Annotated in this window: 22 protein-coding genes and 1 riboswitch; of the genes, 17 read left to right on the top strand and 5 right to left on the bottom strand. The window is 70.5% G+C overall.

Translation table 11 applies throughout. The annotated features are described in order from the left end of the window. Positions 1-53: 53 nt before the first annotated feature. Positions 54-126, top strand: a riboswitch (cobalamin riboswitch). Positions 127-178: 52 nt separating this feature from the next. From cobN to ACQP2X_RS40860, 7 genes are all read left to right on the top strand, one after another. Further along, positions 179-3706 carry a cobaltochelatase subunit CobN gene (gene cobN / locus ACQP2X_RS40890; protein ID WP_498691103.1) on the top strand — a complete coding sequence of 1176 codons (3528 nt, stop codon included), beginning with the start codon at positions 179-181 and terminating at the stop codon, positions 3704-3706. 192 nt (positions 3707-3898) lie between these two features. Next, complete coding sequence (locus ACQP2X_RS40885) at positions 3899-5632, top strand: discoidin domain-containing protein (RefSeq protein WP_498691101.1); 1734 nt, start codon at positions 3899-3901, stop codon at positions 5630-5632. Beyond that, a complete protein-coding gene (locus tag ACQP2X_RS40880; protein ID WP_498691099.1) occupies positions 5629-6876 on the top strand; it encodes a DUF1996 domain-containing protein in 1248 nt (415 codons plus the stop codon). Before ACQP2X_RS40885 ends, ACQP2X_RS40880 begins: the two co-directional genes overlap by 4 nt. Before the next feature lie 29 nt (positions 6877-6905). After that, positions 6906-7931 carry a LacI family DNA-binding transcriptional regulator gene (locus ACQP2X_RS40875; RefSeq protein WP_498691097.1) on the top strand — a complete coding sequence of 342 codons (1026 nt, stop codon included), beginning with the start codon at positions 6906-6908 and terminating at the stop codon, positions 7929-7931. Positions 7932-7966: 35 nt separating this feature from the next. Further along, on the top strand, positions 7967-8698 hold the full coding sequence (locus ACQP2X_RS40870; protein ID WP_498691094.1) for a tetratricopeptide repeat protein: 732 nt from the start codon (positions 7967-7969) through the stop codon (positions 8696-8698). A gap of 47 nt (positions 8699-8745) precedes the next feature. Then, complete coding sequence (locus tag ACQP2X_RS40865) at positions 8746-9135, top strand: hypothetical protein (protein WP_498691091.1); 390 nt, start codon at positions 8746-8748, stop codon at positions 9133-9135. Between the two features lie 81 nt (positions 9136-9216). After that, the gene (locus ACQP2X_RS40860; RefSeq protein WP_498691089.1) at positions 9217-9891 is read left to right on the top strand and encodes a DUF6766 family protein; all 675 of its coding nucleotides are present in this window, start codon (positions 9217-9219) and stop codon (positions 9889-9891) included. Here ACQP2X_RS40860 and ACQP2X_RS40855 read toward each other — a convergent pair. Beyond that, a complete protein-coding gene (locus tag ACQP2X_RS40855; protein WP_498691087.1) occupies positions 9888-10409 on the bottom strand; it encodes an ester cyclase in 522 nt (173 codons plus the stop codon). The genes ACQP2X_RS40860 and ACQP2X_RS40855 overlap by 4 nt on opposite strands. A gap of 63 nt (positions 10410-10472) precedes the next feature. Between ACQP2X_RS40855 and ACQP2X_RS40850 the strand changes: the two genes are divergently transcribed. Continuing rightward, positions 10473-11108: a TetR/AcrR family transcriptional regulator gene (locus ACQP2X_RS40850; protein WP_498691085.1), complete on the top strand. Its 636-nt coding sequence runs from the start codon at positions 10473-10475 to the stop codon at positions 11106-11108. Here the strand turns inward: ACQP2X_RS40850 and ACQP2X_RS40845 are convergent. Continuing rightward, positions 11105-12007 (bottom strand): GNAT family N-acetyltransferase, encoded by a 903-nt coding sequence (locus ACQP2X_RS40845; protein ID WP_498691083.1) that lies wholly within the window; start codon positions 12005-12007, stop codon positions 11105-11107. The genes ACQP2X_RS40850 and ACQP2X_RS40845 overlap by 4 nt on opposite strands. 114 nt (positions 12008-12121) lie before the next feature. Between ACQP2X_RS40845 and ACQP2X_RS40840 the strand changes: the two genes are divergently transcribed. The 8 genes from ACQP2X_RS40840 (at position 12122) to ACQP2X_RS40805 (ending at position 22566) form a co-directional block, all read left to right on the top strand. Further along, the gene (locus tag ACQP2X_RS40840; RefSeq protein ID WP_498691081.1) at positions 12122-13552 is read left to right on the top strand and encodes an Hsp70 family protein; all 1431 of its coding nucleotides are present in this window, start codon (positions 12122-12124) and stop codon (positions 13550-13552) included. 245 nt (positions 13553-13797) lie between these two features. After that, the gene (locus tag ACQP2X_RS40835; RefSeq protein WP_498691080.1) at positions 13798-14703 is read left to right on the top strand and encodes a TIGR03619 family F420-dependent LLM class oxidoreductase; all 906 of its coding nucleotides are present in this window, start codon (positions 13798-13800) and stop codon (positions 14701-14703) included. Positions 14704-15344: 641 nt separating this feature from the next. Next, complete coding sequence (locus ACQP2X_RS40830; RefSeq protein ID WP_498691078.1) at positions 15345-16370, top strand: ABC transporter permease; 1026 nt, start codon at positions 15345-15347, stop codon at positions 16368-16370. A 31-nt stretch (positions 16371-16401) separates the two neighbouring features. Beyond that, positions 16402-18147 (top strand): ABC transporter substrate-binding protein, encoded by a 1746-nt coding sequence (locus tag ACQP2X_RS40825; RefSeq protein ID WP_498691076.1) that lies wholly within the window; start codon positions 16402-16404, stop codon positions 18145-18147. 164 nt (positions 18148-18311) lie between these two features. After that, the gene (locus tag ACQP2X_RS40820; protein WP_498691075.1) at positions 18312-19289 is read left to right on the top strand and encodes an ABC transporter permease; all 978 of its coding nucleotides are present in this window, start codon (positions 18312-18314) and stop codon (positions 19287-19289) included. A gap of 46 nt (positions 19290-19335) precedes the next feature. Continuing rightward, on the top strand, positions 19336-20424 hold the full coding sequence (locus ACQP2X_RS40815) for an ABC transporter ATP-binding protein (RefSeq protein WP_498691074.1): 1089 nt from the start codon (positions 19336-19338) through the stop codon (positions 20422-20424). 11 nt (positions 20425-20435) lie between these two features. Further along, complete coding sequence (locus ACQP2X_RS40810) at positions 20436-21494, top strand: ABC transporter ATP-binding protein (RefSeq protein ID WP_498691072.1); 1059 nt, start codon at positions 20436-20438, stop codon at positions 21492-21494. Positions 21495-21924: 430 nt separating this feature from the next. Further along, the gene (locus ACQP2X_RS40805; protein ID WP_498691070.1) at positions 21925-22566 is read left to right on the top strand and encodes a carbohydrate-binding protein; all 642 of its coding nucleotides are present in this window, start codon (positions 21925-21927) and stop codon (positions 22564-22566) included. 34 nt (positions 22567-22600) lie between these two features. On the opposite strand, the gene ACQP2X_RS40800 is transcribed toward ACQP2X_RS40805, so the two are convergent. Next, positions 22601-23002 carry an Hsp20/alpha crystallin family protein gene (locus ACQP2X_RS40800; RefSeq protein WP_498691069.1) on the bottom strand — a complete coding sequence of 134 codons (402 nt, stop codon included), beginning with the start codon at positions 23000-23002 and terminating at the stop codon, positions 22601-22603. Positions 23003-23219: 217 nt separating this feature from the next. On the opposite strand from ACQP2X_RS40800, the gene dinB reads away from it, so the two are divergent. After that, on the top strand, positions 23220-24395 hold the full coding sequence (gene dinB / locus ACQP2X_RS40795) for a DNA polymerase IV (RefSeq protein ID WP_498691067.1): 1176 nt from the start codon (positions 23220-23222) through the stop codon (positions 24393-24395). Here the strand turns inward: dinB and ACQP2X_RS40790 are convergent. Both ACQP2X_RS40790 and ACQP2X_RS40785 read right to left on the bottom strand, forming a co-directional pair. Continuing rightward, positions 24392-25807 carry a caspase family protein gene (locus tag ACQP2X_RS40790; RefSeq protein ID WP_498691066.1) on the bottom strand — a complete coding sequence of 472 codons (1416 nt, stop codon included), beginning with the start codon at positions 25805-25807 and terminating at the stop codon, positions 24392-24394. The two genes, dinB and ACQP2X_RS40790, sit on opposite strands and share 4 nt — an antisense overlap. Then, complete coding sequence (locus ACQP2X_RS40785; protein WP_498691065.1) at positions 25804-26184, bottom strand: hypothetical protein; 381 nt, start codon at positions 26182-26184, stop codon at positions 25804-25806. Before ACQP2X_RS40785 ends, ACQP2X_RS40790 begins: the two co-directional genes overlap by 4 nt. Between the last annotated feature and the right edge of the window lie 60 nt (positions 26185-26244).

The raw sequence follows: 26244 nt of genomic DNA, 5'->3' as shown, positions 1-26244 counted from the left end.
ACGGCGGGTGGGAGCGCCCGGAAGGGTGGTAGGTCACGAGCGGCGACGCCGCGGAGGAAGCCGGTGTGAATCCGGCGCGGTCCCGCCACTGTCACCGGGCCTCACCGGCCCGGGAGCCAGGAACTCCGGTCGCCGTGGATTCCTACGACCCGGGGCGCGGACCCCGAGGGGAGCGCGCGTGTTCCTGTTGCTGTCGACCTCCGACACCGACCTGCTCAGTGCCCGGGCCAGCGGCTCGGCGTGGCGTCTGGCCAACCCGGCCCGCACCCAGGTGAGCGACCTTCCGGCCCTGCTCGACGGTGTCGAGCTCGTCGTGGTGCGCATCCTCGGCGGCCGCCGGGCCTGGGAGGAGGGGCTCGACGCCCTGCTCGCCGGTCCGGTGCCGGTGGTCGTGCTCGGCGGCGAGCAGGCGCCCGACGCCGACCTGATGAAGCTCTCCACCGTGCCGGCCGGTGTGGCCGCCGAGGCGCACGCCTATCTGGCCCAGGGCGGGCCGGGCAACCTGGCGTCGGTGCACGACTTCCTCTCCGACACGGTGCTGCTGACCGGTCACGGGTTCGCGCCCGCGCAGGCCGCGCCCGAGTGGGGGCCGCTGCCGCGGGAGAGCTCGGTGGAGGGGCCGGTCGTGGCGGTCCTGTACTACCGCGCACACCACATGGCGGGCAACACGGCCTTCGTCGAGGCGCTGTGCCAGGCGGTCGAGGCCAAGGGTGGGCGCCCGCTGCCGTTGTTCACGTCCTCACTGCGTACGGCGCCCGAGGAATTGCTCGCCGAGCTCCGCAAGGCGGACGCCCTGGTCGTGACGGTGCTGGCGGCCGGCGGCACCAAACCGGCGACAGTGGGCGCGGGCGGCGACGACGAGGCGTGGGACGTGGGTGTCCTGGCCGGGCTCGACGTGCCGATCCTGCAAGGCCTGTGCCTGACCAGCAGCCGGGCCGCCTGGGAGGAGAGCGACGACGGGCTGACCCCGCTCGACGCGGCCACGCAGGTGGCGATCCCCGAGTTCGACGGGCGGATCATCACGGTCCCGTTCTCGTTCAAGGAGATCGACCCGGACGGGCTGTCGGTCTACGTGGCCGACCCCGAGCGGGCCCTGCGCGTGGCCGGCATCGCGGTGGCACACGCCCGTCTGCGGCACGTGCCGCCGGCCGAGCGGCGCATCGTGCTGATGCTGTCGGCCTATCCGACGAAGCACTCGCGCATCGGCAACGCGGTCGGCCTGGACACGCCGGCCTCGACCGTCGCCCTGCTGGAGGCGATGCGGGCCAGGGGCTATCAGATCGGGGACTTCGGTCAGTACGACGGCGACGGGCTCATTCACGCCCTCATCGCGGCCGGGGGCCAGGACCCCGACTGGCTGACCGAGGAGCAGCTCAGCGGAAACCCGGTGCGGATCGCGGGTGCGGCGTACGCCTCGTGGTTCGCCACCCTGCCCGGCGACCTGCGCGCCAGCATGGAACAGCACTGGGGCCCGCCGCCGGGCGAGCTGTACGTGGACAACGGCGACATCGTGCTGGCCGCGCTGCGCGATCAGAACGTGGTGGTGATGGTGCAGCCGCCGCGCGGGTTCGGGGCCAACCCGGTGGCGATCTACCACGACCCCGACCTGCCGCCATCGCACCACTACCTGGCCGCGTACCGGTGGCTGGCCGACGACTTCGGCGCCCACGCGGTGGTCCACGTGGGCAAGCACGGCAACCTGGAGTGGCTGCCGGGCAAGAACGTGGGCATGTCGGCCGCGGACGGCACCGACGCGGCGCTGGGCGACCTGCCGTTGATCTACCCGTTCCTGGTCAACGACCCGGGCGAGGGCACGCAGGCGAAAAGGCGGGCCCACGCCACGCTGGTCGACCATCTGATCCCGCCGATGGCGCGAGCGGAGTCGTACGGGGACATCGCCCGCCTGGAGCAGCTGCTCGACGAGCACGCGACGATCGCCACGCTTGACCCGGCGAAGCTGCCGGCGATCCGGGCCCAGATCTGGACGCTGATCGAGGCGGCCCGCATGGACCACGACCTCGGCCTGTCGGTCCGGCCCGGCGACGAGGAGTTCGACGAGTTCATCCTGCACATCGACGGGTGGCTGTGCGAGGTGAAGGACGCGCAGATCCGCGACGGCCTGCACGTCCTGGGCGCGGCGCCGACCGGTGAGGCCCGGGTCAACCTGGTGCTGGCCATGCTGCGGGCCCGCCAGATGTGGGCCGGCAAGGTCGCCGCCCTGCCGGGTCTGCGCGAGGCGCTGGGTCTGCGCGACGGCGCGTCCACGTTGGAGACCGACCGGATCGAGACCGTCGCCCGTGGGCTGGTCAGCGCGATGGAGGAGCGGGGCTGGCCGGCGGCCGTGCCGGAGGACGTGTCGGACGACCCGGACGTGCGCCGGGTGCTGGAGTTTGCCGCGACCGAGGTGGTGCCGCGGCTCGAGCGGACCACTGATGAGCTGGGCAATCTGCTGCACGCGCTGGACGGCGGCTACGTGCCGGCCGGGCCCAGTGGGTCGCCTCTGCGTGGGCTGATCAATGTGTTGCCGACCGGGCGGAACTTCTACTCCGTCGACCCCAAGGCCATTCCGAGCTCGCTCGCCTGGGAGACCGGGCAGGCCATGGCCGAGTCGCTTCTCCAGCGCTACCGGGCCGACTACGGCGACTGGCCCCGCTCGGTCGGTCTCTCCGCCTGGGGGACCAGCGCCATGCGCACGGCCGGCGACGACATCGCCGAGATTTTGGCCCTCATCGGCTGCCGTCCCGTGTGGGATCCCGCCTCGCGGCGGGTCACCGGGCTCGAGCCCATCGAGCGGGCCGAGCTCGGGCGGCCACGGATCGACGTGACCGTGCGTATCTCCGGCTTCTTCCGGGACGCCTTCCCGCACGTGGTGGCCATGCTCGACGACGCCTTCCGGATGATCGCCGAGCTGGACGAGCCGGACAACTTCGTTCGGGAGCACGCCCTCGCCGACCAGGCCCGGCACAGCGACTGGCGCCGGGCCACCACCCGCATCTTCGGGTCGCGGCCGGGGGCGTACGGCGCCGGGATCCTGCCTTTGATCGACAGCCGCAACTGGCGTGACGACAAGGACCTGGCCGAGGTCTACGCCGCGTGGGGCGGCTTCGCCTACGGTCGCGGGCTCGACGGCGTGCCGGCCCGCGACGACATGGAGAACGCGTACAAGCGGATCGACATCGCGGCCAAGAACATCGACACCCGCGAGCACGACATCGCCGACTCCGACGACTACTTCCAGTACCACGGCGGCATGATCGCCACGGTGCGGGCGCTGACCGGCAAGGCGCCGGCCGCGTACGTGGGCGACTCGACGAACCCGGACGCGACGCGCACCCGCAGCCTCACCGAGGAGACGGCGCGGATCTTCCGGGCCCGCGTGGTGAACCCGCGCTGGATCGCCGCCATGCGACGCCACGGCTACAAGGGCGCCTTCGAGCTCGCCGCGACCGTCGACTATCTGTTCGGCTACGACGCGACGGCCGGCGTGGTCACCGACTGGATGTACGAGCAGCTGGCCGCGACCTACGTGCTCGACCCGGAGAACCAGAAGTTCTTCCAGCAGTCGAACCCGTGGGCCCTGCACGGCATCACCGAGCGGCTCCTCGAGGCGGCCGACCGCAACCTGTGGGAGTCGCCGTCCCCCGAGACGCTGAGCGCCCTCCAGGAGCTCTATCTCGCGACCGAGGGCGACCTCGAGGACGCGTAGTTCCGGAACCGTCGCGTCATCCATAGGTTCACCTGCGTCGATCCGGGTCGGGAAGATCAGAAAGCGCTTCCCGGCCCGCGACCAGGCATTGACAGCAATTGAAACCCCGGTTCAGAGTGGCGTCACAAAGAGCGCTTTCACACGGTGTCCCCGCACCGTGAAGGCGCATCCCCCCCATTCTGGAGTCGCCCCATGACATCCCCAGTCCTGGAGAGACCGGTCCGGCTCGCCGCCCTCGTGGCGGGCCTCGTCGGCCTGTTCGCCGCCTATCTCGTCGCCACCGTTCAACCGGCCCGCGCGGCCGAGGTGCTCGTGTCCCAGGGCAAGACCGCCACCGCGTCGTCGACCGAGGCCGCCGGCGCCTATCAGGCCGCCGAGGCCGTCGACGGCAACAACGGCACACGCTGGGCCAGCGCGTTCACCGCCAGTCAGTGGTGGCAGGTCGATCTCGGCGCCACGACCAGCGTCTCGCGCATCGCCATCAACTGGGAGGCCGCCTACGCCAAGGCCTTCACCATCCAGTTCTCCACCAACGGCAGCACCTACACCCAGGCGTACGCCACCACGACCGGCGCCGGCGGTCAGCAGAGCATCGCCGCCACCGGCTCCGCTCGATATGTCCGCATCAATCTGACGGAGAGGGCGCTCTCGGCGTACGGCTACTCGTTCTGGGAGTTCCAGGTCTTCTCAGGGGACGGTGGCCCGACGACACCTCCGACGACACCTCCGACGACCCCGCCGGCCGGCACCACGCGCCTGCTGTCGTACAACAAGCCGGCCCAGGCCAGCACCTGGCAGAACGACGTCAACTGCAACCCGTGCAGCCCCGACAAGGCGTTCGACAACGACCCGGCCAGCCGCTGGGCCACCAGCTCCACCAACGGCTGGGTCGACCCCGGCTGGATCTCGGTCGACCTCGGCGCCACCGCCCAGATCAGCCAGGTCGTCCTGCAGTGGGACCCCGCCTACGGCCGGGCCTACCAGCTGCAGACCTCCAGCGACAACGCCAACTGGACCACCTTCTACTCCACCACCACCGGTGACGGCCTCAAGGACGTCATCAACGCCACCGGCACCGGCCGCTACGTGCGGCTCTACGGCACCGCCCGCAGCGGCCCCTACGGCTACTCGCTGTGGGAGTTCAGCATCAACGGCACCGGCGGCAACCCCACCACGCCGCCGGCCAAGCCGGCCGACCCCACCTTCCCGGCCACCCGGCTCGTCTTCTCCGACGAGTTCAACGGCGCCGCCGGCGCCAAGCCCGACCAGGGCAAGTGGACGTACGACCCGGGCGTCCCGCAGAACGGCGAGATCCAGTACTACACGCCGAACAGCGAGAACGCGCAGATGAACGGCCAGGGCTCGCTGGTCATCGAGGCCCGCAAGCAGGACTACCAGGGACGGCAGTACACGTCGGCCCGGATGAACACCAGCAACAAGTTCCACGTGCAGTACGGCCGGGTCGAGGCCCGGGTGAAGGTGCCGAAGGGCAACGGCCTGTGGCCCGCGTTCTGGATGATGGGCGCCGACTTCCTCACGGGGCGCCCGTGGCCGTACAACGGCGAGATCGACATCATGGAGGTACTCGGCCGCAACACCAGCGAGGCCTACTCCACGCTGCACGCCCCGGCCTACAACGGCGCCGGCGGCTACGGCCAGAAGTACGCCACGGTCGACCTGTCGCAGGACTTCCACGTCTGGGCGGTGGAGTGGGACAGCAAGGGCATGCGCTTCCTGCTCGACGGCAACCAGGTCTTCTACGCCAGCAAGGAGACCGTCGAGAACACCCGCGGCCCGTGGATCTACGACCACCCGTTCTACGTGATCCTCAACCTGGCCGTCGGCGGCGACTTCCCCGGCCCGATCGACGCCAGCACCCCCTTCCCGTCCCAGATGCTCGTCGACTACGTGAGGGTGTACCAATGAGGTGGGCCGCCGCGGCCCTTCTGGCCGCTTCTCTCCTGCTCGTTCCCGCCAGTGCCAGCGCCGCCGACCCCCTGATCTCGCAGGGCAAGCCGGTCACGGCCTCGTCGACCGAGTCGGCCGCCTTCCCGGCGTCCAACGCGGTCGACGGCAACCTCGGCACGCGATGGTCCAGCGCCTTCAGCGACCCGCAGTGGCTTCAGGTCGATCTGGGCGCCTCGGCCACGATCTCGTCGGTCGTGCTGAACTGGGAGTCCGCGTACGCCCGCGCCTTCAGCGTCAAGGCGTCGGCCAACGGCTCCACCTGGACCACGCTCTACAGCACCAACGCCGGCACGGGCGGCCGCCAGGCCCTGACCGTCGCCGGCAGCGGCCGCTACGTGCGGCTCGAGACGACCGCACGGGCGACCCAGTGGGGCGTCTCATTGACCGAGTTCCAGGTGTACGGCAGTGGCGGTGGCACCACCACACCGACCATCCCGCCCGGCGCCGTCCGGGTGGCCGAGTTCCTGGCCGACTGCCCGTTCAGCCACCGGCTGCCCGACGACCCGATCATCTTCCCCGGCCTGCCGGGCGCGTCGCACATGCACAGCTTCTTCGGCAGTGAGGTGACCAACGCGTCCACCACCACGCAGGACCTGCTCAACGCGAACAGCAACTGCAACCCGTCGATCGACAAATCGTCGTACTGGATCCCGACCCTCTACAACGGGAACACCCCGGTCGAGCCGACCACCGGCATCTTCTACTACCTGGGTGAGGGTGTGCGCGACGACCTGATCGCGCAGACCCAGCCGTTCCCGCTGGGCCTGCGGATCGTGGCCGGCAACGCCAAGGCGACCGGCCCGGCCGACAACACCATCGCCCGCTGGTCGTGCCTGCACGCGGGCGAGGTAGGCTCGTCGGCCAACTTCGTCACCTGCCCGGCCGGCACCATGCTGGAGTCCTACCTGGACTTCCCGCACTGCTGGGACGGCGTCAACCTGGACTCGGCCGATCACAAGAGCCACATGGCCTATCCGGTGAACAACGCCTGCCCGGCCAGCCACCCGGTGGTGGTGCCCAAGCTGCGCCAGGTGATGCGGTACCCGATCAACGGCAACCCGGTCAACTTCCGGCTCGCCTCGGGCCCCGGTTACACGATGCACGGTGACTTCTTCAACGCCTGGCCGGTGGACGAGCTGGCACGGCGGGTCAACGACTGCATCCGGATCATCGTCAAGTGCGGCACCGACGGACGTCCGTGAGCATGGGCCGGGGTGTTATAACGAACGCCATGACGCCCCGGCCCCGCCATCCGACCATGGACCAGGTCGCCGAGGCGGCGGGTGTCTCCCGGGCCACCGTGTCCCGGGTGATCAACGGCGCCACCAGCGTCGATGCCAAGATCCGGGAGGTGGTCCAGCGGGCCATCGCCGAGACCGGATACGTGCCCAACGTGGCCGCCCGCAGCCTGGTCACCCGCCGGTCGAACTCGGTGGCGCTGGTGATCAGCGAGCCCGACCGGCCGGACAACCACTCGTTCCTCAACCGCATCTTCACCGACCCCTATTTCGGCCGGGTCACCGCCGGCGCGACCGGCGCCCTGCGCCCGCACGACGTCCACCTGGTGGTGATCCCGACCGACTCGACGGATCACCACCAGGTGATGCGCTATCTGCGTCAGGGCCATGTGGACGGCGTGTTGCTGATCAGCAGCCACGAGCAGGACACGCTGCCGCGCCAGGTGCACGAGCTGGGCATCCCGGCTGTGGTCTCGGCCCGGCCGACGTCGCCCATCGCCGTCAGCTACGTCGACGTCGACCAGCGGCTGGGCGCCCGGCTGGCCGCCGACCGGCTGCTGTCCCTGGGCCGCACCAGGCTGGCCACGATCAGCGGGCCGCTGGACATCCCCAGCGGCCTCGACCGGCTGGAGGGCTTCCGGGCCCACCTGGCCGGGCATGACGTACCGTCCATCGAGGGCGACTTCACGCGGGCCGGTGGCGAGGCCGCGGCCCGGCGGTTGCTCGAGGAGCATCCGGAGATCGACGGGCTCTTCGTGGCCAGCGACCTGATGGCCGAGGGCGCGCTGCGCGCCGTGCAGGATCTGGGCCGGCGAGTGCCCGAGGACGTGGCCGTGGTCGGGTTCGACGACTCCAGTGCGGCCTTGGACTGCCGGCCGCTGCTGACCACCGTGCGGCAGCCGGTCGAGGAGATGGCGGCCGAGATGGCCGAGGTGCTGCTGGCGCACATCGCCTCGCCCGGGCGATTGCCGCGCTCGGTGACTTTTCATCCCACTCTGGTCGTACGCGACAGCGGGTAACCACAGAGCGTCCCTGGCCGGTAACGTACCGTCCCATGGGGAGCGAACCGACCGCCGGGGCGCTGCTCGCCGCCGGGAACGAGGCCATGCTCGAGGCCGCCTTCCGGACCGGCGACTTCCTGCCCGCCCGCCAGATGCTGGAGGCCGCCCGCGACCGTGCCCACGCCCAGCGGGACCGGGTCGCCGAGGCGACCGCGCTGACCCGGCTCGGCATGCTCGCGCACTTCGCCGCGATCTCGGGCGACCTCACCCGCGCCGACTGGGCCGGCGAGCAACGCCTGTTCGCCGAGGCGCTGATGATCCAGCGCGAGGTCGACGACCCGGCCGGCGCCGCCGAGTCGCTGTTCGGGCTGGGCCTGGTCCACCAGGTGCTGCGCGGCGACTGGGGCACGGCCATGCCGTTCTACACCGAGGCGCTGACCCTGGCCGAGCGCTACGCCGACGAGATGGTCCGCTCCGAGGTGCACCGCCACATCGGCTTCTTCCACGTCTTCGTCTCCGGCGACACCGAGCGCGGCCTGCGCCACCTGCGCATGTCGCAGGTGCTGCGCGAGCGCTACGGCGATCCGCGCCGGGTCGCCACCGGCACGCTGGCCCTGGGCGAGGCCGAGATGGCCGCCGGCAACCTGCCCGAGGCCCTGCGGCTGCTGCGCGAGGCCGTGCACCAGGCCCGCATGGCCGGGCTCAGCGCGCAGCGCGTGGGCTGGGCCGAGCACGCCCTGCACGACGCCGAGCGGGCCGGCGCCCTCCCCGACCGGGGGGCATAGCCCGCCGATCATGGTTGGGTCGCCGGATTTTGGGGCATGCTGGCCGGGTGCGTCGATCTCTGGTAGCGCTGATGCTGCTGGCCTCCGTGAGCGGGTGCGCCTCGGTCGGCAGCCAGGAGGACGCGGCCGCCGGCAAGGCCACGGGCCTGCTCACCGCGGTCGCCGCCGGCGACGGCGACGCGGCCTGTGCGCTGCTCGCCCCCGACACCGTCAAGGCGGTCGCCGAGGACGAGCCGTGCCCCGAGGCGATCCTCGACAAGAGCCTTCCCCGGCCCGGCACGGTCGTCGAGACGTCCGTCTACGGGCAGTGGGCGCAGGTCAAGCTCTCCGACGACACGATCTTCCTGGCCGCCTTCGACGAGGGCTGGCGCGTGGTGGCGGCGGGGTGCACGCCACAGGCGTCGCGGCCGTACGACTGCACGGTGGAGGGCGACTGACATGCGCGCCCTCTTCGTGCTGTTGCTGTTGCTGGTGGGAGCCGGACTGGCGTACGTCATCACGCTGGGGGTGTTGCACCGATGAAGCGGTTCCTGCGGGAGAACGGGATAGGGCTCGTCTTCGGTGTGCTCTTCCTGATCGTGCTGGTCGGGCAGGCGTTCGCCGGGCTGGCCCAGTTCAACGAGGCGCAGCGTGCCTCGGGCCTGCCCGACATCGCGTTCTGGCGCTACGTCACCTCGGCCAGCTTCGGCGTCGACGTGGCCGAGAACTGGCAGTCCGAATATCTCCAGTTCTTCCTCTTCATCATCCTGACCGTCTGGCTGCTCCAGAAGGGCTCGCCCGAGTCGAAGTCGCTCGACAAGCCGGGCCGCGAGACCGACCAGGAGCAGAAGGTCGGCCCGTACGCCACGCCGGACTCCCCGAAATGGGCCGGCGCCGGCGGCTGGCGCACGTCGCTGTTCTCGAACTCGCTCGGCCTGGTGATGGGCCTGATCTTCGTGGGTTCCTGGCTGGCCCAGTCGATCGCCGGCGTCGCCGCCTTCAACGAGGAGCAGCTCAGCGACCGTCAGGACCCGGTCTCCTGGGGCCAGTACGTCCTCGGCGCCGACTTCTGGAACCGCACGCTCCAGAACTGGCAGTCCGAGCTGCTCGCCGTGGCCTCGATGGCCATCCTCGCCATCTTCCTGCGCCAGCGCGGCTCCTCACAGTCCAAACCGGTCGGCTCCCCACACGACGCGACCGGCGTCGAGGGCTAGGCCGCGGCGGGCGAGGTTCGCCGCGCCGCGCGTTTGGCGCGGGCCATCCGCCACAGATAGGCCGGGGTGGGCGGAACCCAGCCGAGCTGTTTCGCCAGGCCGAGATCGTCGCGGTTGGCCCAGTGCTCGGCGACCAGGCCCTCCCGCATGCGGAACCAGTGGGTCTGCGTGATGGCGAAGGCGCGGCCGGTCGGCGGGAAGGCCTGGGCCACCTCGCCGCGCTCGTCGTACGCCACGAACGGGCCGATGTGGCGGCCGGACATGGTGCAGTGCACGGCGATCAGGTCGCCGTCGGCCACCGTGTCGTGAATGTCGAAGTCGAGATCGGCGAAGGCGGCCCGTAGCCACCGGGCGGTCGCCGCGAACGCGGCCGGCCCCTGCCCGCGGCAGGCGGGCGGCTCGTCCTTGGCCTCCCGGTTGGTCGCCCGCGGGTGGACCACCTCGTCCAGGTCGCCCAGGTCGCCGGACGCCATGATCGTCATTGACCGGACGCAGAGATCGACGTCCAAGGTGCGCATGGTGCCTCCTCCGGAGATATCAGATACTGTTGAGCAGTATTCGATACTGTTGGGCGGTACTCAATGCCTCGTCGTGTGTACGACAACACCGGGCGGGCGGAACAGGCGCGGCTCACCCGCCGCCGCGTCCTGGGCGCCGCCCGCGATCTGCTCGTCGAGCGCGGACCTCTGGCGATCACCATGCGCGACGTCGCCGGGCACGCGGGCGTCTCGGTCGAGACGGTCTACAAGACGTTCGGTACCAAGGCGGCCCTGATCAAGGACGTGTACGACGTCACGCTGGCCGGCGACGACGACCCCATCCCGATGATCGACCGGCCCGAGCACCGCGCGGTGTTCGCCGCCACCACCCCTCGCGACAAGGTCGCCCGCTACGCCCACGTCGCCCGCCTGATCAGCGAGCGCGTGGGACCGCTGCTGGCCAGACTGCTCGCCGGCGCTCGCGGCGGCGACCCCGAGCTCTCGCGATTCCGCGAGGCCGTCAACGGGGAGCGGCTGGCCGGCGCCACCGCCATCGCGCGGCACCTGGCCGAGACCGGGGGCCTGCGTCCCGGAGTGCCTCTCGACCGGGCCCGCGACCTCGTCTGGACGCTGATCTCGCCCGAGGTCTACGAGCTGCTGGTGAACGACCGTGGCTGGTCACTCGACGAGTACGAGCAGTGGCTGGCCCGATCCCTGACGGACGCCCTGCTGGCCTAGAGATCCTTCACCAGCTGTTCGGAGACGACGGGCAGGGCCAGCCGGTCGGCGAACTGCTCGGCGCCGTGGCTCGAGGCGGAGACCAGAAGACCGATCTGGGGTACGCCGTGACGCGCGACCGTGGTCTCGGCGGCGGCCACCATCTCACGGCCGAGGCCCTGGCGGCGGTACGGCTCGTCGACCCACAGATAGAGGATGGTGCCGCTGCCGGGGCGCGCCGGTGACGGCTTGGTGATCCAGATCCAGCCGACCGGGCGGCCACCGGCGATCGCCGTGTGCAGCCCGTCCGGGCCGAGCTCGGCCGCGCGCTGCCGGGCCCGTTCCGGACGCTCCCGCACGAGCACCATCGGATCGGTCGCGACCAGCTCGTCGAGGCGCCGCTGCTGTTCACCGGCCGTCATCGGCACGAGGGTGACCGAGCTGGCCGTCTCCACGGCGGCGCGGGAGCGGATCTGGGTGAGCAGGCGATAGCCGAGGCGGCGGTAGAGGCGCCGCGCTCCGGTGTTGTGCCCGAAGACGTGCAGCCCGACCCGGCCGACCCCGCGGTCGGCCAGCTCCTTCTCGGCCGCCCGGAGCATGGCGCTGCCGTAGCCGCGCGAGCGGTGTTCCCCGGCCACCTCGATCTCGGAGATCCAGGCCATGGTCTCGAAGGTGGTGCCGGGCAGCGAGAGCCAGAGGAAGCCGACCTCCTCGCCGTCCACCACGCCCTTGAGGAGCAGCTGACTGGCGGTGTCGACGCCGTCGGGCAGCAGGGCGCGGGTCTGCCGCTCGGACTCGCGGACCGCCTCCTCGGGAGAGAAGCCGTGGTGCTCGGCCAGCGCGTCGGCGAACAGGGCGGTCATGGCCGGCATCCGGCGGTCGAGATCGTCGGCGGTCAGCGGGGTGAGTTCGATCGTCATCTTTGTTGTCCAGCCTTCGTCGGATGTACGACGGATCGATCGCGGTCTGTTCTGTCGGCTCCGTGACCGATGTTAATTTGACGGCCAGGAGCACGACGGTCACAGGGGGCGGCCTTGACCGATGACTCGGGTTTCCACGGCGTGATCGGCATCGACGTCGGCACCAGCTCGTGTGCCGTGTCGGTGTGGGACGGCACCAAGCTCGTCGTCGTGCCGTGTCCCGACGGCACGCCCACCATGCCCGCGGCCGTCGGCCAGGACACGAGCGGCCAGGTGGTGGCCGGCGTGCCACCGGCGGCCGACCCCGAGACGGTCGTCGCCGGCATCAAGCGCCAGCTCGGCAGCGGCGAGCGCGTCCGGTTCCGCGGCCGCACCTATCAGCCCCGCGAGATCTGCGCCTTCCTGCTGCTCGAGCTCAAGCGCCAGGCCGAGGTGTTCGTCGGCGGGTCGGTGCACGACGCGGTGATCACCGTGTCGGCCGCGGCCGGCGAGGCGCAGCGGCGCGCCCTGCGCGAGGCGGCCGGCCTGGCCCAGCTGAACGTGCGCCGCCTGGTGGAAGATCCGGTGGCGGCCGCGATGGCGGTGGCGGCCGACGACCGGCCGGGCATCTACGCCATCTACGACCTGGGCGGCGGCACCTTCGACGCGTCGATCGTGCGGATCGCGCCGGGCACGGTCGAGGTCCTCGGCAGCGCCGGCGACCCCCGGCTCGGCGGCGACGACTTCGACGCGCGGATCGTCGAGTTCACGCTGCGGCAGATCCGCGAGCGGCACCACGTCGACCTCAGCCAGGACGCGAGCATCAGGCGGCGGATCCGCTGGGAGGCCGAGATCCGCAAGCGCGAGCTCTCGGTCACCGATACCACCACCCTGGAGCTGCCACGGCTCACCGCCACGGTCAGCGCGGCCGTGCCGCTGACCCGGCGCGGCTTCGAGGCGATGATCGAACCGGACGTGCAGCGCTCGCTCGACCTGCTCACCGAGGCGGTGGCGGCCGCGCACGCCGCGCACGGCATCGGCTGGGGCGACATCGACCAGGTGGTGCCGGCCGGCGGCTCGTCACGCATCCCGATCGTCCGCGAGCGGCTGGCCGGCTATTTCGGCTTCGGCCCGTCCGGCATCCGCGACGACCTCGACCCCGACGAGCTGATCGCCCGCGGGGCCGGCCTGGTCGCCCGCGACTACGAGCCGGCCCAGCTCTTCGAGGGCTCGCCGGTCGGGCTGCTCAGCGCCAGCCTGCGCCTGCGGGCCGAGCTGGCCGGGGCACCGGTCGTCCCGTCGGCCACCGGCCCGCCCGAGGCCACCGGCCCGCCCGATCTGTCCGGGCCGCCGGCCGAGACCCCGGCCGACTTCCGGCCGGCCGCGGTCGCCGCCTATCTCCTGCTGATCTCACCGTCCCCGTCCCCCGACGGCGTCCTCACCCCGCTGCGAACCGCCTACCTCGACTTCATCGCGGCCGTGCACGCGGCCGCCCCCGACGCTCGCCTGTCCGAATTGGGCGCCGCCCTGACCACCGAATATCAGCGCACCCAGGCCACCGGATAGCCCCGGCCCCACCGCCGGCCGTGGCCCGCCGACCGTGGCCCGCCGACCGTGGCGCGCTGACCGTGGCGCGCTGACCGTGGCGCTGACCATGGCCCGCCGACCGTGGCCCACCGACCATGGCCCGCCCTCCCAGGGGGACCCCCATCCAACAGAGCCATCCAACCGCATTCCCCACGGCCACGCGGTAGCCCTGTGGATAACCGGGGCAGCGGGTCGCGGACCGGCGCAGGGGCTAACGTTGGCGGATGTTGATCAGTTGCGGCGCTCCGGTGGCCGGGGCGTGGGCCGATCCAGCGTCGCTGACGACCTTCGCCCGGCGGGCCGAGGAGCTCGGCTACCACGGCCTCTGGGCGTTCCAGCGGCTGCTGGTCGGCGAGGGGCAGCGGCTCGAGCCGGTCTACCACCGGGTGCTCGACCCGCTTCTGGCGCTGAGCTGGGCCGCCGCGCACACCACGTCGATCCGGCTCGGCGTCGCGGTGATCAACATTCCGTACGTCTCACCGGCCTACCTGGCCAAGCAGGCGGCCACCCTCGACGTGCTGTCGGGCGGCCGGTTCGACCTCGGCCTCGGCACCGGCTGGTCCGAGCCGGAGTTCACGGCCACCGGCTCCGATCCTCATCCGCGCGGCGAGCGCATGACCGAATACCTCGAGGTGCTGCGCACCCTCTGGACCGGTGAGGTCGCCTCGTTCGACGGCCGGCTCTATCAGGTGCCGCCGAGCGTCATGGCCCCGCCCCCGGTGCAGCCGGGCGGGCCCCCGGTGCTGCTGGGCGGCACGGCCGACGCCGCCCTGCGCCGGGCCGGGCGGGCCGCCGCGGGCTGGGTGAGCAGCAGCCGCGCCAGCTTCGAGCAGATTGCCCGGGGCGCCCAGATCGTGCGGCGGGCGGCCGAGGAGGCCGGTCACGACCCCGATCTCGTACGCATCGTGGTGCGCGGTGTCGTCCGGCCGGGGGAGCGCGACGACGCCGTGCCGCTCTCCGGCGACTGGGAGCAGATCCGGGCCGGCGCCGAGCTGTACGAGCGGGCCGGTGTCACCGAGCTCTTCTACGACCTCAACTGGGACCCGGTCGTCGGCGCGCCCGGCACGGACCCCCGGGTGGCCGCCGAGCGGGCGGAGGAGATCCTCACGGCCCTGGCGCCGGGGGCCTGACGGCTCGGGTACCTCACCGGGAGGTCATACCGTCCGCGCGATGACGGACATCGAACTCGGTATTGGGCCGCGAATGGCTACCCGATTCGTTATCGGAATGGCCGCCGTCTCCGTATGAGCTTCTTTCCGGGGCCTACGGGGCGTGACCCCGGAGCCACGGAGATCACCCGCGATCCCCGTCCCGCTGGCCGGGATCACCGTCGATACGGTCCCGTCTTCACACATGTACCGAAGATCTTGCGCCGTCAGGCCCCGAAGGCCGGAGGAATGAACGGCGGCGAAGGCCCAAGATCGACACTCTCGCGAAACTGTCGTGAAACAGCGGTCTGTTGCGCCCCGATCGAGAGTTCCATAACTTTGCGCAACAGTACGATTGCCCTCTGGCTTTCCAAATCGGACAAAGGAGGCAAATATGAGTGGGATTACGGGTGATTTGCCCGGCGGAGTGGCAGTTCTGCCGTACTACCGGTTGGGCCGGATGTGACATGGGCCATGCGAGGCTTTCAGCGGGCCGTTATTCATTCGATGCGTCAACTCATTTCCTACGGGCCCAGTTCGAAGTACCTTGCCAACCGCAGCATCCGAATACCTCTCACGCACGGCGCATGTGAGGTGTGTCGTTCGAAGGAGGTGACCGACGCGTGGAACCGCTGATCGAGGAAGCCGAGTTGTCCCGGACACCGGCCTCGACCGATCCCATGACGGCCGCCGCGGGTGATCACGAGAAGAAGGTGACCACCCGTCGCAAGTCCCCGACGCAGATCGCCCTGGCGCGCCTGCGCAAGGACAAGGTGGCGGTGATCTGTGCCAGCATCTTCATCTTCTTCGTGCTCATCGCGATCTTCGCGCCCCTGCTGGCCAAGCTCGAGGGGCAGAGTCCCACCGAGTACCACCAGGACCTGATCGACCAGTACGGCTACCCGACGATCGCGCCCAACGGCGAGCACTGGTTCGGCGTCGAGCCGCGCCTGGGCCGCGACCTGTTCGCGCGGTTCGTCTACGGTGCCCGGCCGTCGCTGATCGTGGCCGGCTCGGTCACGATCATCACGACGATCATCGGTGTGGTCGTCGGCCTGCTCGCCGGCTTCGTCGGCGGCTGGCTCGACCGGATCATCTCCTGGGTCATCGACTTCGTCCTGAGCCTGCCGTACCTCCTGTTCGCCATCGCCGTCCCGGCCGTGCTGCTGTCGGTGTTCGTCGGCACCTCGGAGGACGTCGCGGCGGACGATGTGGCCTCAGCGCGTTTCTACTCGCTGATCATCGTGCTCTCCTTCTTCGGCTGGGCCAGCCTGGCTCGACTGATCCGTGGCGAGGTGCTCTCCCTGCGTGAGCGGGAGTTCGTCTCCGCGGCCAAGGTGCTCGGCGTGCCGACGCACAAGATTCTCTTCAAAGAGCTGCTGCCCAACCTGGTGGCGCCCATCGTCATCTCGGTCTCGATGGCCCTGCCGACCTACATCGTCACCGAAGCCGGCCTGACCTATCTCGGCGTCGGGCTCACCGAGCCCACGCCGTCCTGGGGCCTGACGATCGCCGCAGCACAGAATTTCTACCGGGTCGACCCGCTCTACCTGTGGATCCCGGTAGCGGCCATCACGATCCTCGTGCTCTCGCTGAGCCTGCTCGGCGACTCGATTCGTGACGCATTCGATCCCCGCACCCGACGGTGACGTGGTGACGCCCAGTATGAGAAGAGGAGAAATGGCAAGGCGATTTAACGTTGCCGTGGCGGCCACCGCCGCCCTGGCACTCGGCATCGCGGGCTGCAGCAGCCCGTCGTCGAACAACGACTCGTCGAACGGCGGATCGTCCGACGCCGGCAAGATCACCCAGCAGGCCAACGCGCTCGACCCGAGCGCCAAGGGCCCCGCGAAGGAGATCGAGGGCGCCCGCAAGGGCGGCGTCCTGAACATCCAGGCGCAGACGACCCCGAACACGTTCGACCCGACGGACATCTACTACGTCGACTCGAACGAGATCGGCAAGCTCCTGTTCCGTACGCCGACCCAGTTCGACATCCGTGACGGCAAGCCCACCCTCGTCCCGGACCTCACCGACCTGGGCACCCCGTCGGCCGACAAGCTGACGTGGACCTTCAAGATGCAGCAGGGCATCAAGTACGAGGACGGCACGGACGTCAAGGTCGAGGACCTGGCGTACGCCATCAAGCGGTCCTTCGCCCACGACATCTACGTCAACGGCCCGACCTACCAGCTGTCCTACTTCAAGGACGGCGACAAGTACAAGGGCCCGTACAAGGACGGCGACACCTACTCAGGCGTGGAGACCCAGGGCACCGACACCCTGATCATCCACCTGAAGACGCCGTTCCAGGACCTGCCGTTCTACATGACCTTCCCGATGTTCACGCCGATCCCCAAGGCGAAGGACACCCGGCAGGACTACAAGAACAAGCCGCTGGCGACCGGCCCCTACAAGTTCAAGTCCTACGCGGCCGGCACCTCGCTGGTCCTGGAGAAGAACACCAACTGGGACGCCAACACCGACCCGGCCCGCCACCAGTACCTGGACGGCTACAACTTCCAGTGGGGTGTCGACGCGGTCAAGTCGCAGACGGCCATCCTCAACAGCAACGGCCAGGACGCCAACGCGATCAACTACGACGTCCTCGACGCCACGCTGATCCCGCAGCTCGCCAGCAAGAAGTCGCAGCTGGTCCAGGGCGAGAGCCCCTGCACGATCGTGTGGCAGCTCGACAGCCGCAAGATCCCGCTGGAGGTCCGTAAGGCGATCGCCAAGGCGTACCCGAACGACCAGATCTGGAAGGCCGCGGGCTACAACGACTACGTCGCCGAGCCGGCCAGCACGGTCATGCCGCCGTCGGTCCCCGGCTACGAGAAGTACACCCCCGTCGCCGACCTGACCGGCACCGGCGCCGGTGACCCGGCCGCCGCCAAGGCCATGCTCGAGGCTGCCGGCAAGGCGAACTTCGAGGTCAGCTGGTACTACGACAACCAGAAGCCGCAGACGCAGCAGATCAGCCAGATCCGCGCCGACGCGCTGACCAAGGCCGGCTTCAAGGTCAAGCCGATCGGTGTCGCCACCGCCGACCTGCGTACCAAGAAGGGCGACTACGACGCCCCGGTCAACATGGGCCAGAGCCCGGCCGGTTGGTGCTCCGACTGGCCCGCCGGTGGTTCGTGGTTCCCGGTCCTCTTCCGCTCGCAGAGCATCGACGAGGGCCAGAGCTGGGGCATGCTGAGCGACCCGGCTCTCGACAAGGAGATCAACGACGTCGCCAACCTCCCGGCCGACCAGTCGACCCCGAAGTGGGCCGCTCTGGACAAGAAGGTCATGGAGCAGTACATCGCGATCCCGACGTACTACGACAAGCTGGCCGTCGTGCAGGGCACCAACGTCGGTACCACCCTCGGCGACCCGACCATGGGCATGCCGCTGTTCGGCTCGATGTACCTCAAGAGCTGACGTAGCACCTGAGCAGTAGTAACTCGTATCATCCCGGGGTGGTCCGGTCCGCTCATCCGGCGGACGGGACCACCCCGGGCGCAAAATCAAACCCGGCGTTACCGGCGCCGATGTAGAGATCTCCGGGAAACCCACCCGGCGCCGTGACGAAAGAGGAGCAAGCGGTGCTGCTGTACATCCTGAAACGCGTCCTGAGCGCGATCTCCGTCGTGATCGTGACGCTGGTGGCCAGCTTCGCGTTGTTCTTCCTGGCGCCGACCGACCCCGCCGGCGTGATCTGCGGCCCCCGATGCACCCCCGAGCGCGTCGCCGACATCGAGGCGAGCCTCGACCTCGACGAGCCGCCGCTCGTGCAGATCGGCAGCTACATGAAGGGCATCGTGGTCGGCCGCGACTACGAGGCCGGCGGCACCACGCAGCACTGCGAGGCGCCCTGCCTCGGCTACTCGTACACGCTCGGCCAGCCGGTCACCAAGCTGCTGGCGGCGGCGCTGCCGGTCACCATCTCGATCGTCGTCGGCGGCGCGGTCGTCTACCTCCTCGTGGGCGTCCTGGCCGGAACGATCGCGGCCCAGGTGCGCGGCACGACCCTCGACAAGGCGGTCGTCGGCACGACGCTGTTCGTCCAGTCGATCCCGTACTTCGTGGTCGCCCTGCTGGTCGCCCTGTACGCCACGTTCCTGCCCGACTCGGGCTACCACCCGTTCTTCGACAACCCACTGACCTGGGCCAGCGGACTGCTCGCGGCCTGGCTGTGCGTGGGCCTGACGAACGCGGCGGCGTACACCAGATACTCCCGGGCCTCGATGATCGAGACGCTCGGCCAGGACTTCGTCCGCACCGCGACCTCCAAGGGCATCAGCCGCCGCCGTGTCGTCTACCGGCACGGTCTGCGCGCCGGCCTGACGCCGGTCGTCACGATCTTCGGCATCGACCTCGCGTTCCAGCTCACCGGCGCGATCTTCACCGAGAGCATCTTCGGCCTGCCCGGCCTGGGCCAGCTCACGCTGCGGGCCTTCGGCCAGTACGACCTGCCGGTCCTGCTGGGCGGCGTCCTGGTCGGCTCCGTGGTACTCGTGGTGATGAACCTCGTGGTGGACATCGCGTACACGTTCCTCGACCCCCGGGTCCGGCTCGGATGATCCCGAACCGCCCCCTCTCCCCACCCCGCAGCACGAAGGCGGCAGTATGAGCGACCAGACGATCCCGGGACCGACCACGGTGACCCGGGGTGCCCGCACCCCCGGGACGAACGAGGAGCCGTACCTGGAGGTCAGCGACCTTCACGTGCAGTTCCCGACGGCCGACGGACTGGTCAAGGCCGTTCAGGGCCTGAGCTACTCGGTCCCGCTGCGCCGCACGCTGGCCATCGTCGGCGAGTCCGGCTCAGGCAAGAGCGTGTCCAGCATGGCCGTGCTCGGCCTGCACGACCGCCGCGTCGCCCGGATCACCGGCTCGATCAAGGTCGGCGGCCGCGAAGTGGTCGGCATGTCCGACAAGGAGCTGGAGAAGTACCGGGGCGGCGACGCCTCGATGATCTTCCAGGACCCGCAGTCCTCGCTCCACCCGTACTTCACGGTCGGCGACCAGATCATGGAGTCGTACCGGGCGCACCACAACGTCAGCAAGCGCCAGGCCAAGGACCGCGCGATCGACATGCTGGGCCGGGTCGGCATCCCCAACCCGCGCCGGCGCGTCGACCAATATCCGCACGAGTTCTCGGGCGGCATGCGCCAGCGCGCGATGATCGCCATGGCGCTGGTCAACGACCCGAAGCTGCTGATCGCCGACGAGCCGACCACGGCGCTCGACGTGACGGTGCAGGCGCAGATCCTCGACCTCATCGCCGACCTCCAGCGCGACTTCGGCTCGGCGGTCGTCTTCATCACCCACGACCTCGGCGTCGTGGCCGAGGTGGCCGACGACATCCTGGTCATGTACGCGGGAACGGCCGTCGAGCACGGCCCGGTGAACAAGATCCTGGGCGAGCCGCTGCACCCGTACTCCTGGGGCCTGCTGGAGAGCATCCCGGCCCTGACCGGTGAGCCGGCCCCGCTGCACCCGATCCCCGGCTCCCCGCCGAGCCTGCTCGCGGTGCCCAGCGGCTGCCCGTTCCACCCGCGGTGCGAGTTCAAGGACCGGGTGCCGGACGACCTGTGCCGCACGCTCAAGCCCGAGCTCATCTCGCGCACGGCCGACCTGGGCCGCACCTCGCGGTGCCACCTGAAAGACCCCGACAAGGTCTTCGAGACCGACGTCCTGCCCCGGCTGCCTTAGGAACCGTCACCATGACCACTGCCACCACCACCGAGAAGTCCGGCGTCAAGTCGGTTCCGGGTGCGCCGCTGCTCGAGCTCGACAACGTCAAGATGCACTTCAAGACCAAGGGCGACGGCATGCTGTCCCGCGGCACGAAGTGGGTCCAGGCCGTCGACGGGGTCAACCTGACCCTCAAGCCCGGTGAGACGCTGGGCCTGGTCGGCGAGTCCGGCTGCGGCAAGTCGACGACGGCCCGGCTGATCACGCGGCTGCTCGAGCCGACCGCGGGCGAGATCCGCTACCAGGGTGTCGACATCGCCCACATGAACGAGCGGAAGCTGCGCCCCTACCGGCGCGAGATCCAGCTGATCTTCCAGGACCCGTACTCGTCGCTGAACCCGCGGCACACGGTCGGCACGATCGTCGGCACGGCGCTGCGCACGCACGACATGGTCGACAAGAAGGGCGAGCTGGCCCGGGTGCAGGAGCTGCTCGAGCTGGTCGGCCTCAACCCCGAGCACTACAACCGCTACCCGCACGAGTTCTCCGGCGGCCAGCGTCAGCGCATCGGCATCGCCCGCGCGCTGGCGGCCCGCCCGAAGATCATCGTGGCCGACGAGCCGGTGTCCGCGCTCGACGTGTCGATCCAGGCCCAGGTGATGAACCTGCTGGAGAACCTCCGCAAGGAGCTCGGCATCGCGTTCGTCTTCATCGCCCACGACCTGGGCGTGGTGCGGCACTTCTGCGACCGGGTGGCGGTCATGTACCTCGGCCGGGTCGTCGAGGAGGCGCCGCGCAACGAGCTCTACGAGGCGCCCCAGCACCCGTACACCCAGGCCCTGCTCTCGGCCGTGCCGGACATCGCGGTGGTCCGGGGCGTGCCCCCGAAGAACCGCATCCGCCTGGTCGGCGACGTGCCCAGCCCGGTCGACCCGCCGTCGGGTTGCCGTTTCCGCACCCGTTGCTGGAAGGCGCAGGACATCTGCGCCACGAACGACCCGGCCCTGGAGGAGAAGGCCCCGAACCAGAACGTGGCCTGCCACTTCGCCGAGCCCCCGGCCGAGTCGATCATCGCCGAGGCGGTCTGAACCGTTGTCAGCTTCACCGCCCTACCCGCCGTCGTCCTCGGGCCCGCCCTACCCACCCTCGTATGCGGAGCCGACCTATGGGCCCGGCGGGGGAGGCCCGCGGCCGGGTGAGTTCGGCGTGGGAGGCCCGCGGCCGGGTGAGTTCGGCGTGGGAGGCCCGCGGCCGGGTGAGTTCGGCGTGGGAGGCCCGCGGCCGGGTGAGTTCGGCGTGGGAGGCCCGCGACCGGGTGAGTTCGGCCTGGGAGGCCCGCGGCCGGGTGAGTTCGGCGTGGGAGGCCCGCGGCCGGGTGAGTTCGGCGTGGGAGGCCCGCGGCCGGGTGAGTTCGGCGTGGGAGGCCCGCGGCCGGGGGAGCTCGGCGTGGGGGGCCCGGCGCCGGATGAGTTCGGTGTAGGGGGTGCGGCGCCGGGTGGATTCGGTGCCGGAGGGGCTTTGCCGGACGGGGCCGGTGGGAGCAGGGTCTACCGCACGCGGGCGCATCAGTGGCGTCAGCGGACGCTCTTCGGGCTGGCCGCGGTCGGGCTGCTGCTGGTGGGCTATCTGATCGGGCGCTGGCAGGACTCGCCGGCGCCGGCCGTCGCGGTGCCGCCGGTGCCCTCGGCGGCCGCTGACCCGTCGGCGGTGGCCGAGGAGCCGTCGGTCGCGCCCACCACGACGCCGCCGCCGTCTCCCACGGTCTATCCGACGCTTCAGGCCGAGGCGGCCGACGAGAAGGTGGGCATCGAGGCCCAGGACACCGAGGACCAGGGCGGCGGGCAGAACGTCGGCTGGATCGCCAACGGTGACCGGCTGCGCTTCGATGACTTCAACTTCGGTGAGGTGCCCGCGACCAAGGTGGACGTCCGGGTCGCCACCGACGCGGCCGACGGTGGGCGCATGGAGATCCGGCTGGACAGCCCGGACGGTCCGGTGATCGGCACGATGCGGGTGACCCGCACCGGTGGGTGGCAGACCTGGCGTACTGACGAAGTGACCCTCACGCCAACCACCGGGCGGCACACCGTATATCTGGTGTTCGCCCGGGACGACGGCAGTGAGTTCCTCAACGTCAACTGGCTGCTGTTCGGGCACTGAAAGGCCAGAGAGGCCTGAGAGGCCAGAAAGGCCCTCAGGCGGCGGTGACCGCCACCTTGCGCGGCTGCGCCTTCTCGGCCACCGGGATGTCCAGGATCAGGACGCCCTGCTCGTAGCGGGCCTCCAGCCGGTCGGTGTCGAGCGTGTCGGAGAGGAACACCTGGCGGCTCACGGGGCCGGCCGGGCGCTCGGCGACGATCACGTCGGCGTCCTCGCCGTCGGCGCGGCGCTTGCGCTCGGCCCGGACGGTCAGCACGTTGTGGTCGACGGTGATGTCGATGCCGGCCGGGTCGACGCCGGGCAGGTCGATGTCGATGAAGAAGTGGTCGTCGATGCGGTAGGCATCGAGGCGCGCGCCGGAGCTGCGGGTAGCAGTGTCGAACACGCGAGCGGTGAGCCGGTCCAGGTCACGAACCGTCGCGCTACTGAGCAACATGGGTGGTTCCTCCAGCGGAACTCTCATAAAGGTTGAGCGTTGTGCGCTCAAGTCTGAATGCGACAACAGAGATTCTCGTCGCGGAATTCCCCGAAGAACATGACCGCCGTCACGATCGGACGTAAAGCTTCGTTACATTCCGTTGTCCATCCGACGAAAACCAACGAATATCGACACCCTGCGTGACGTATTCGAACAAGTGTTCTATGCTTTCGCCGTGGCCATTCTGCACGCCGACCTCGACGCCTTCTACGCGTCGGTCGAGCAGCGCGACGACCCGGCCCTGAGGGGCCGGCCGGTGCTGGTCGGCGGCGGCGTGGTCCTGGCGGCCAGCTATGAGGCAAAGGCCAGAGGCGTCCGTACGCCGATGGGCGTGGCCCAGGCGCGGGCGCTCTGCCCCGGCGCCGTCGTGGTGCCGCCGCGCATGAGCGCCTACTCGGCGGCCAGCAAGGCGGTCTTCGAGATCTTCCGCGACACCACCCCGCTGGTCGAGGGCATCTCCATCGACGAGGCGTTCCTCGACGTGAGCGGGCTCCTGCGGGTCAGCGGCACCCCGCGCGAGATCGCCGGCCGCCTGCGATCCGCGGTCCGCGAGCGGGTCGGCCTGCCCATCACGGTCGGCATCGCGGGCACCAAGTTCCTGGCCAAGGTGGCCAGCGCCGTCGGCAAGCCGGACGGGTTGCTCGAGGTGCCGGCCGGCGGCGAGCTGGCCTTTCTGCATCCGCTGCCGGTCGAGCGGCTGTGGGGCGTCGGCCCGGTCACCTCGGCCAAGCTGCGTGAGCGCCACATCGACACGGTCGGTCACGTGGCCCGGGTCGGCGAGGCCGCCCTGGTCGCCCTGCTCGGCGCGGGCGCGGGCCGCCATCTGCACGCGCTGGCCCACAACAAAGACCCTCGGCGCGTACGGGTGGGGCAGCGCCGGGGCTCGATCGGGGCGCAGTGTGCGCTCGGCCGTCGCCAGCGCCCGTTCACCGAGATCGAGGCGACGCTGGACGCGCTGGTCGACCGGGTCACCCGCCGCATGCGGGGGGCGAAGCGAGCCGGTCGTACCGTGACGGTGCGCCTGCGCTTCGACGACTTCACCCGGGCCACCCGGTCGCGCTCGCTGCTCAAGGCGACCATGCAGACCCGCACCATCGCCGGCACGGCCCGTCAGCTGCTGGCCGAGGCCCGGCCGCTGATCGACACCCGCGGCCTCACCCTGGTCGGCGTGGCCGTGAGCAACTTCGACGGCGACGGCCACGTGCAACCGTCGCTGTTCGACGACACGGACGACGACGGCCTCGACACGGCCATGGACGCGATCCGCGACCGCTTCGGCTCGTCGTCGCTGACCCGGGCCGCCACGATCGGCCGCCAGCTGGGCCCGTCCGTGCCGATCCTGCCCGACTAGGCGGCCGTGACCCGGGCCGTGCAGTACTGGTTCCACATGTAGACCTCCTCGCTGCCGCCCGGCCGCAGCGTCAGCGGGCCCCCGCCCTTAGGCACGCTGCCGAAGTCGAGCTGCTGGCCGCTCGCGGCGTCGCGCAGGGTGAACTCGCAGCTGTTGTTGCCGTGGAAGTCGATCACCTCGACCGCTATCGGGCCGGTGACGGCGAAGGCGTCGGTGTCGCCCAGCGTGCTCTGCACGAACGGCAGGGTGGCCCGGCCGGCTCCGGACTGGAGGGTGGTCAGACAGCCCGGATCGTTCACCGACCAGTTGAAGGTGCCGTCGCGCTGGATCTGGAACGCCATCGGGGCATAGATCGCGGTCGGCAACGCGATCGGCTGGCCGCTGTCGTTGTGCACCATGGTGACCGTGCAGCCCACGTCGTTGCCCTGGATGTTGTCGCGGATCAGGAGCCGCCACGGCGCCGCCGCCTCGAAGTTCTCGGCGGGCAGGGGGCCGTCCTGGGCGTACGACGCCGGATCGTCCGAGTCGTTCAGCAGGGTGACCGTGACGGCGACCGCGCCGGCGGCGACCACGGCGATGCCGGCGGCCAGAAAGGCGTACCGGCGGCGGTGGCCGGGCGAGGCCGGCTCGGGCGGTGCGGCGGCCGGCGGGCGGACCTCCGGGATCGGGCGGCGGCTCCGGGCGACGTACAACTCGCCCTGCATCTCGATGTCGCGGCTGGGCGTCTGATGCGGGGTGCGTTCGCGGACGCGGTCGAAGACGTAGTCGTAGAGCTCGTTCAGCGACACCCAGCCGTCCTGGTCGCGGTCGGCCTCGCCGGTGGCCAGGCCCTCCACGAGCGCCGACGTGAAGACCGACGGGCGGGTCTGGTCGTCGGCGAGCTGGTCGCCCTCGAAGGCGTACTCCATGGCGCTGGAAGCGGTGATGACGGCCCGGCCGCGGCTGCCGCCCGGGAAGTTGTCGAGCACGTCGACATCGCCGGCCGCGCGCACCCGCACACCCCGGCTGAAGGCGCCGCCGTAGCAGCAGTCGAGCAGCAGCACGACACTGCGGGACCGGCTCGCCCGCATGCAGCGCTGCACGAAGTCGGCCGAGACGGCGGTCGAGCCGAGCCGGTTAGGGCGGGTGTTCGTGGTCGCGAAGAACAGCTCACCCGACTCGCCCTTGAGCCCATGACACGAGAAGTGCAGCAACAGCACGTCGTCGGGCCGGCTGTCGGCGAACAGGTCCTCGATCCGCTCCTGGATCACGTAGGCCGGTTCGTTGCTCACGACCCGTACATCGAAATCTCCGATGTTGGGGTCTCCCAGCACGTCGGCGAGAGCGGAGGCGTCGGCGGCCGGCGCCAGCAGACGGCGGAAACCCTCGTGCTCGTACGTGTCGTTGGCGACGATGAGGGCCCGGCGGCTCATGGCTCGTGCCTCCGCACGAAGAGCTCGATGAGCCGCTGCTGCTCGGCCTCGCTCGCCTCGGAGATCTCCAGCACGTCGCCGCCCAGCTCCAGCCGCACGGTCCGGCGGGTGCCGTCGCCGCGCCCGAGCCAGCCGCGCACCACCGAGACGACCTCCTTGAGGCCGGTGGCCGAGTTGCCGAGCATCACCAGCAGGGCGCCCACCGCGCCCACGTCGATGGCCCGGGCGCCGGCCGGCGGCGCCTCGGCCGAGGTGAGCCGGCGCACGTCGTCCACGTCGAGCAGCCCGATCTGGTCACGCACCTGGCCGGTGAGCAGGTCGAGCCGTTCCGCGTCGGCGCCCTCCTCGGCCAGGTAGAGCCGCAGGTCGTCAGTCAAGGCGTCCACCTCCCTCAGACCAAGATGCACCCAAGGTGAGCGGCTGGGAACCGTCCGAAA

It is taken from the genome of Actinoplanes sp. CA-131856, from assembly GCF_050956135.1.
In the GTDB taxonomy this organism is placed as follows: domain Bacteria; phylum Actinomycetota; class Actinomycetes; order Mycobacteriales; family Micromonosporaceae; genus Actinoplanes.
This window is presented reverse-complemented; position numbering and strand designations above follow the sequence as displayed.

Bases quoted from the DNA above. Each gene is read 5' to 3' on its own strand.
- ACQP2X_RS40800 (WP_498691069.1), bottom strand. From the start codon at position 23,002: ATGTTGCTCAGTAGCGCGACGGTTCGTGACCTGGACCGGCTCACCGCT.
- ACQP2X_RS40815 (WP_498691074.1), top strand. From the start codon at position 19,336: ATGAGCGACCAGACGATCCCGGGACCGACCACGGTGACCCGGGGTGCC.
- ACQP2X_RS40860 (WP_498691089.1), top strand. From the start codon at position 9,217: ATGAAGCGGTTCCTGCGGGAGAACGGGATAGGGCTCGTCTTCGGTGTG.
- ACQP2X_RS40835 (WP_498691080.1), top strand. From the start codon at position 13,798: ATGTTGATCAGTTGCGGCGCTCCGGTGGCCGGGGCGTGGGCCGATCCA.
- ACQP2X_RS40810 (WP_498691072.1), top strand. From the start codon at position 20,436: ATGACCACTGCCACCACCACCGAGAAGTCCGGCGTCAAGTCGGTTCCG.
- ACQP2X_RS40845 (WP_498691083.1), bottom strand. From the start codon at position 12,007: ATGACGATCGAACTCACCCCGCTGACCGCCGACGATCTCGACCGCCGG.
- ACQP2X_RS40875 (WP_498691097.1), top strand. From the start codon at position 6,906: ATGACGCCCCGGCCCCGCCATCCGACCATGGACCAGGTCGCCGAGGCG.
- ACQP2X_RS40790 (WP_498691066.1), bottom strand. From the start codon at position 25,807: ATGAGCCGCCGGGCCCTCATCGTCGCCAACGACACGTACGAGCACGAG.
- ACQP2X_RS40855 (WP_498691087.1), bottom strand. From the start codon at position 10,409: ATGCGCACCTTGGACGTCGATCTCTGCGTCCGGTCAATGACGATCATG.
- ACQP2X_RS40885 (WP_498691101.1), top strand. From the start codon at position 3,899: ATGACATCCCCAGTCCTGGAGAGACCGGTCCGGCTCGCCGCCCTCGTG.
- ACQP2X_RS40825 (WP_498691076.1), top strand. From the start codon at position 16,402: ATGGCAAGGCGATTTAACGTTGCCGTGGCGGCCACCGCCGCCCTGGCA.
- ACQP2X_RS40880 (WP_498691099.1), top strand. From the start codon at position 5,629: ATGAGGTGGGCCGCCGCGGCCCTTCTGGCCGCTTCTCTCCTGCTCGTT.
- ACQP2X_RS40850 (WP_498691085.1), top strand. From the start codon at position 10,473: ATGCCTCGTCGTGTGTACGACAACACCGGGCGGGCGGAACAGGCGCGG.
- ACQP2X_RS40870 (WP_498691094.1), top strand. From the start codon at position 7,967: ATGGGGAGCGAACCGACCGCCGGGGCGCTGCTCGCCGCCGGGAACGAG.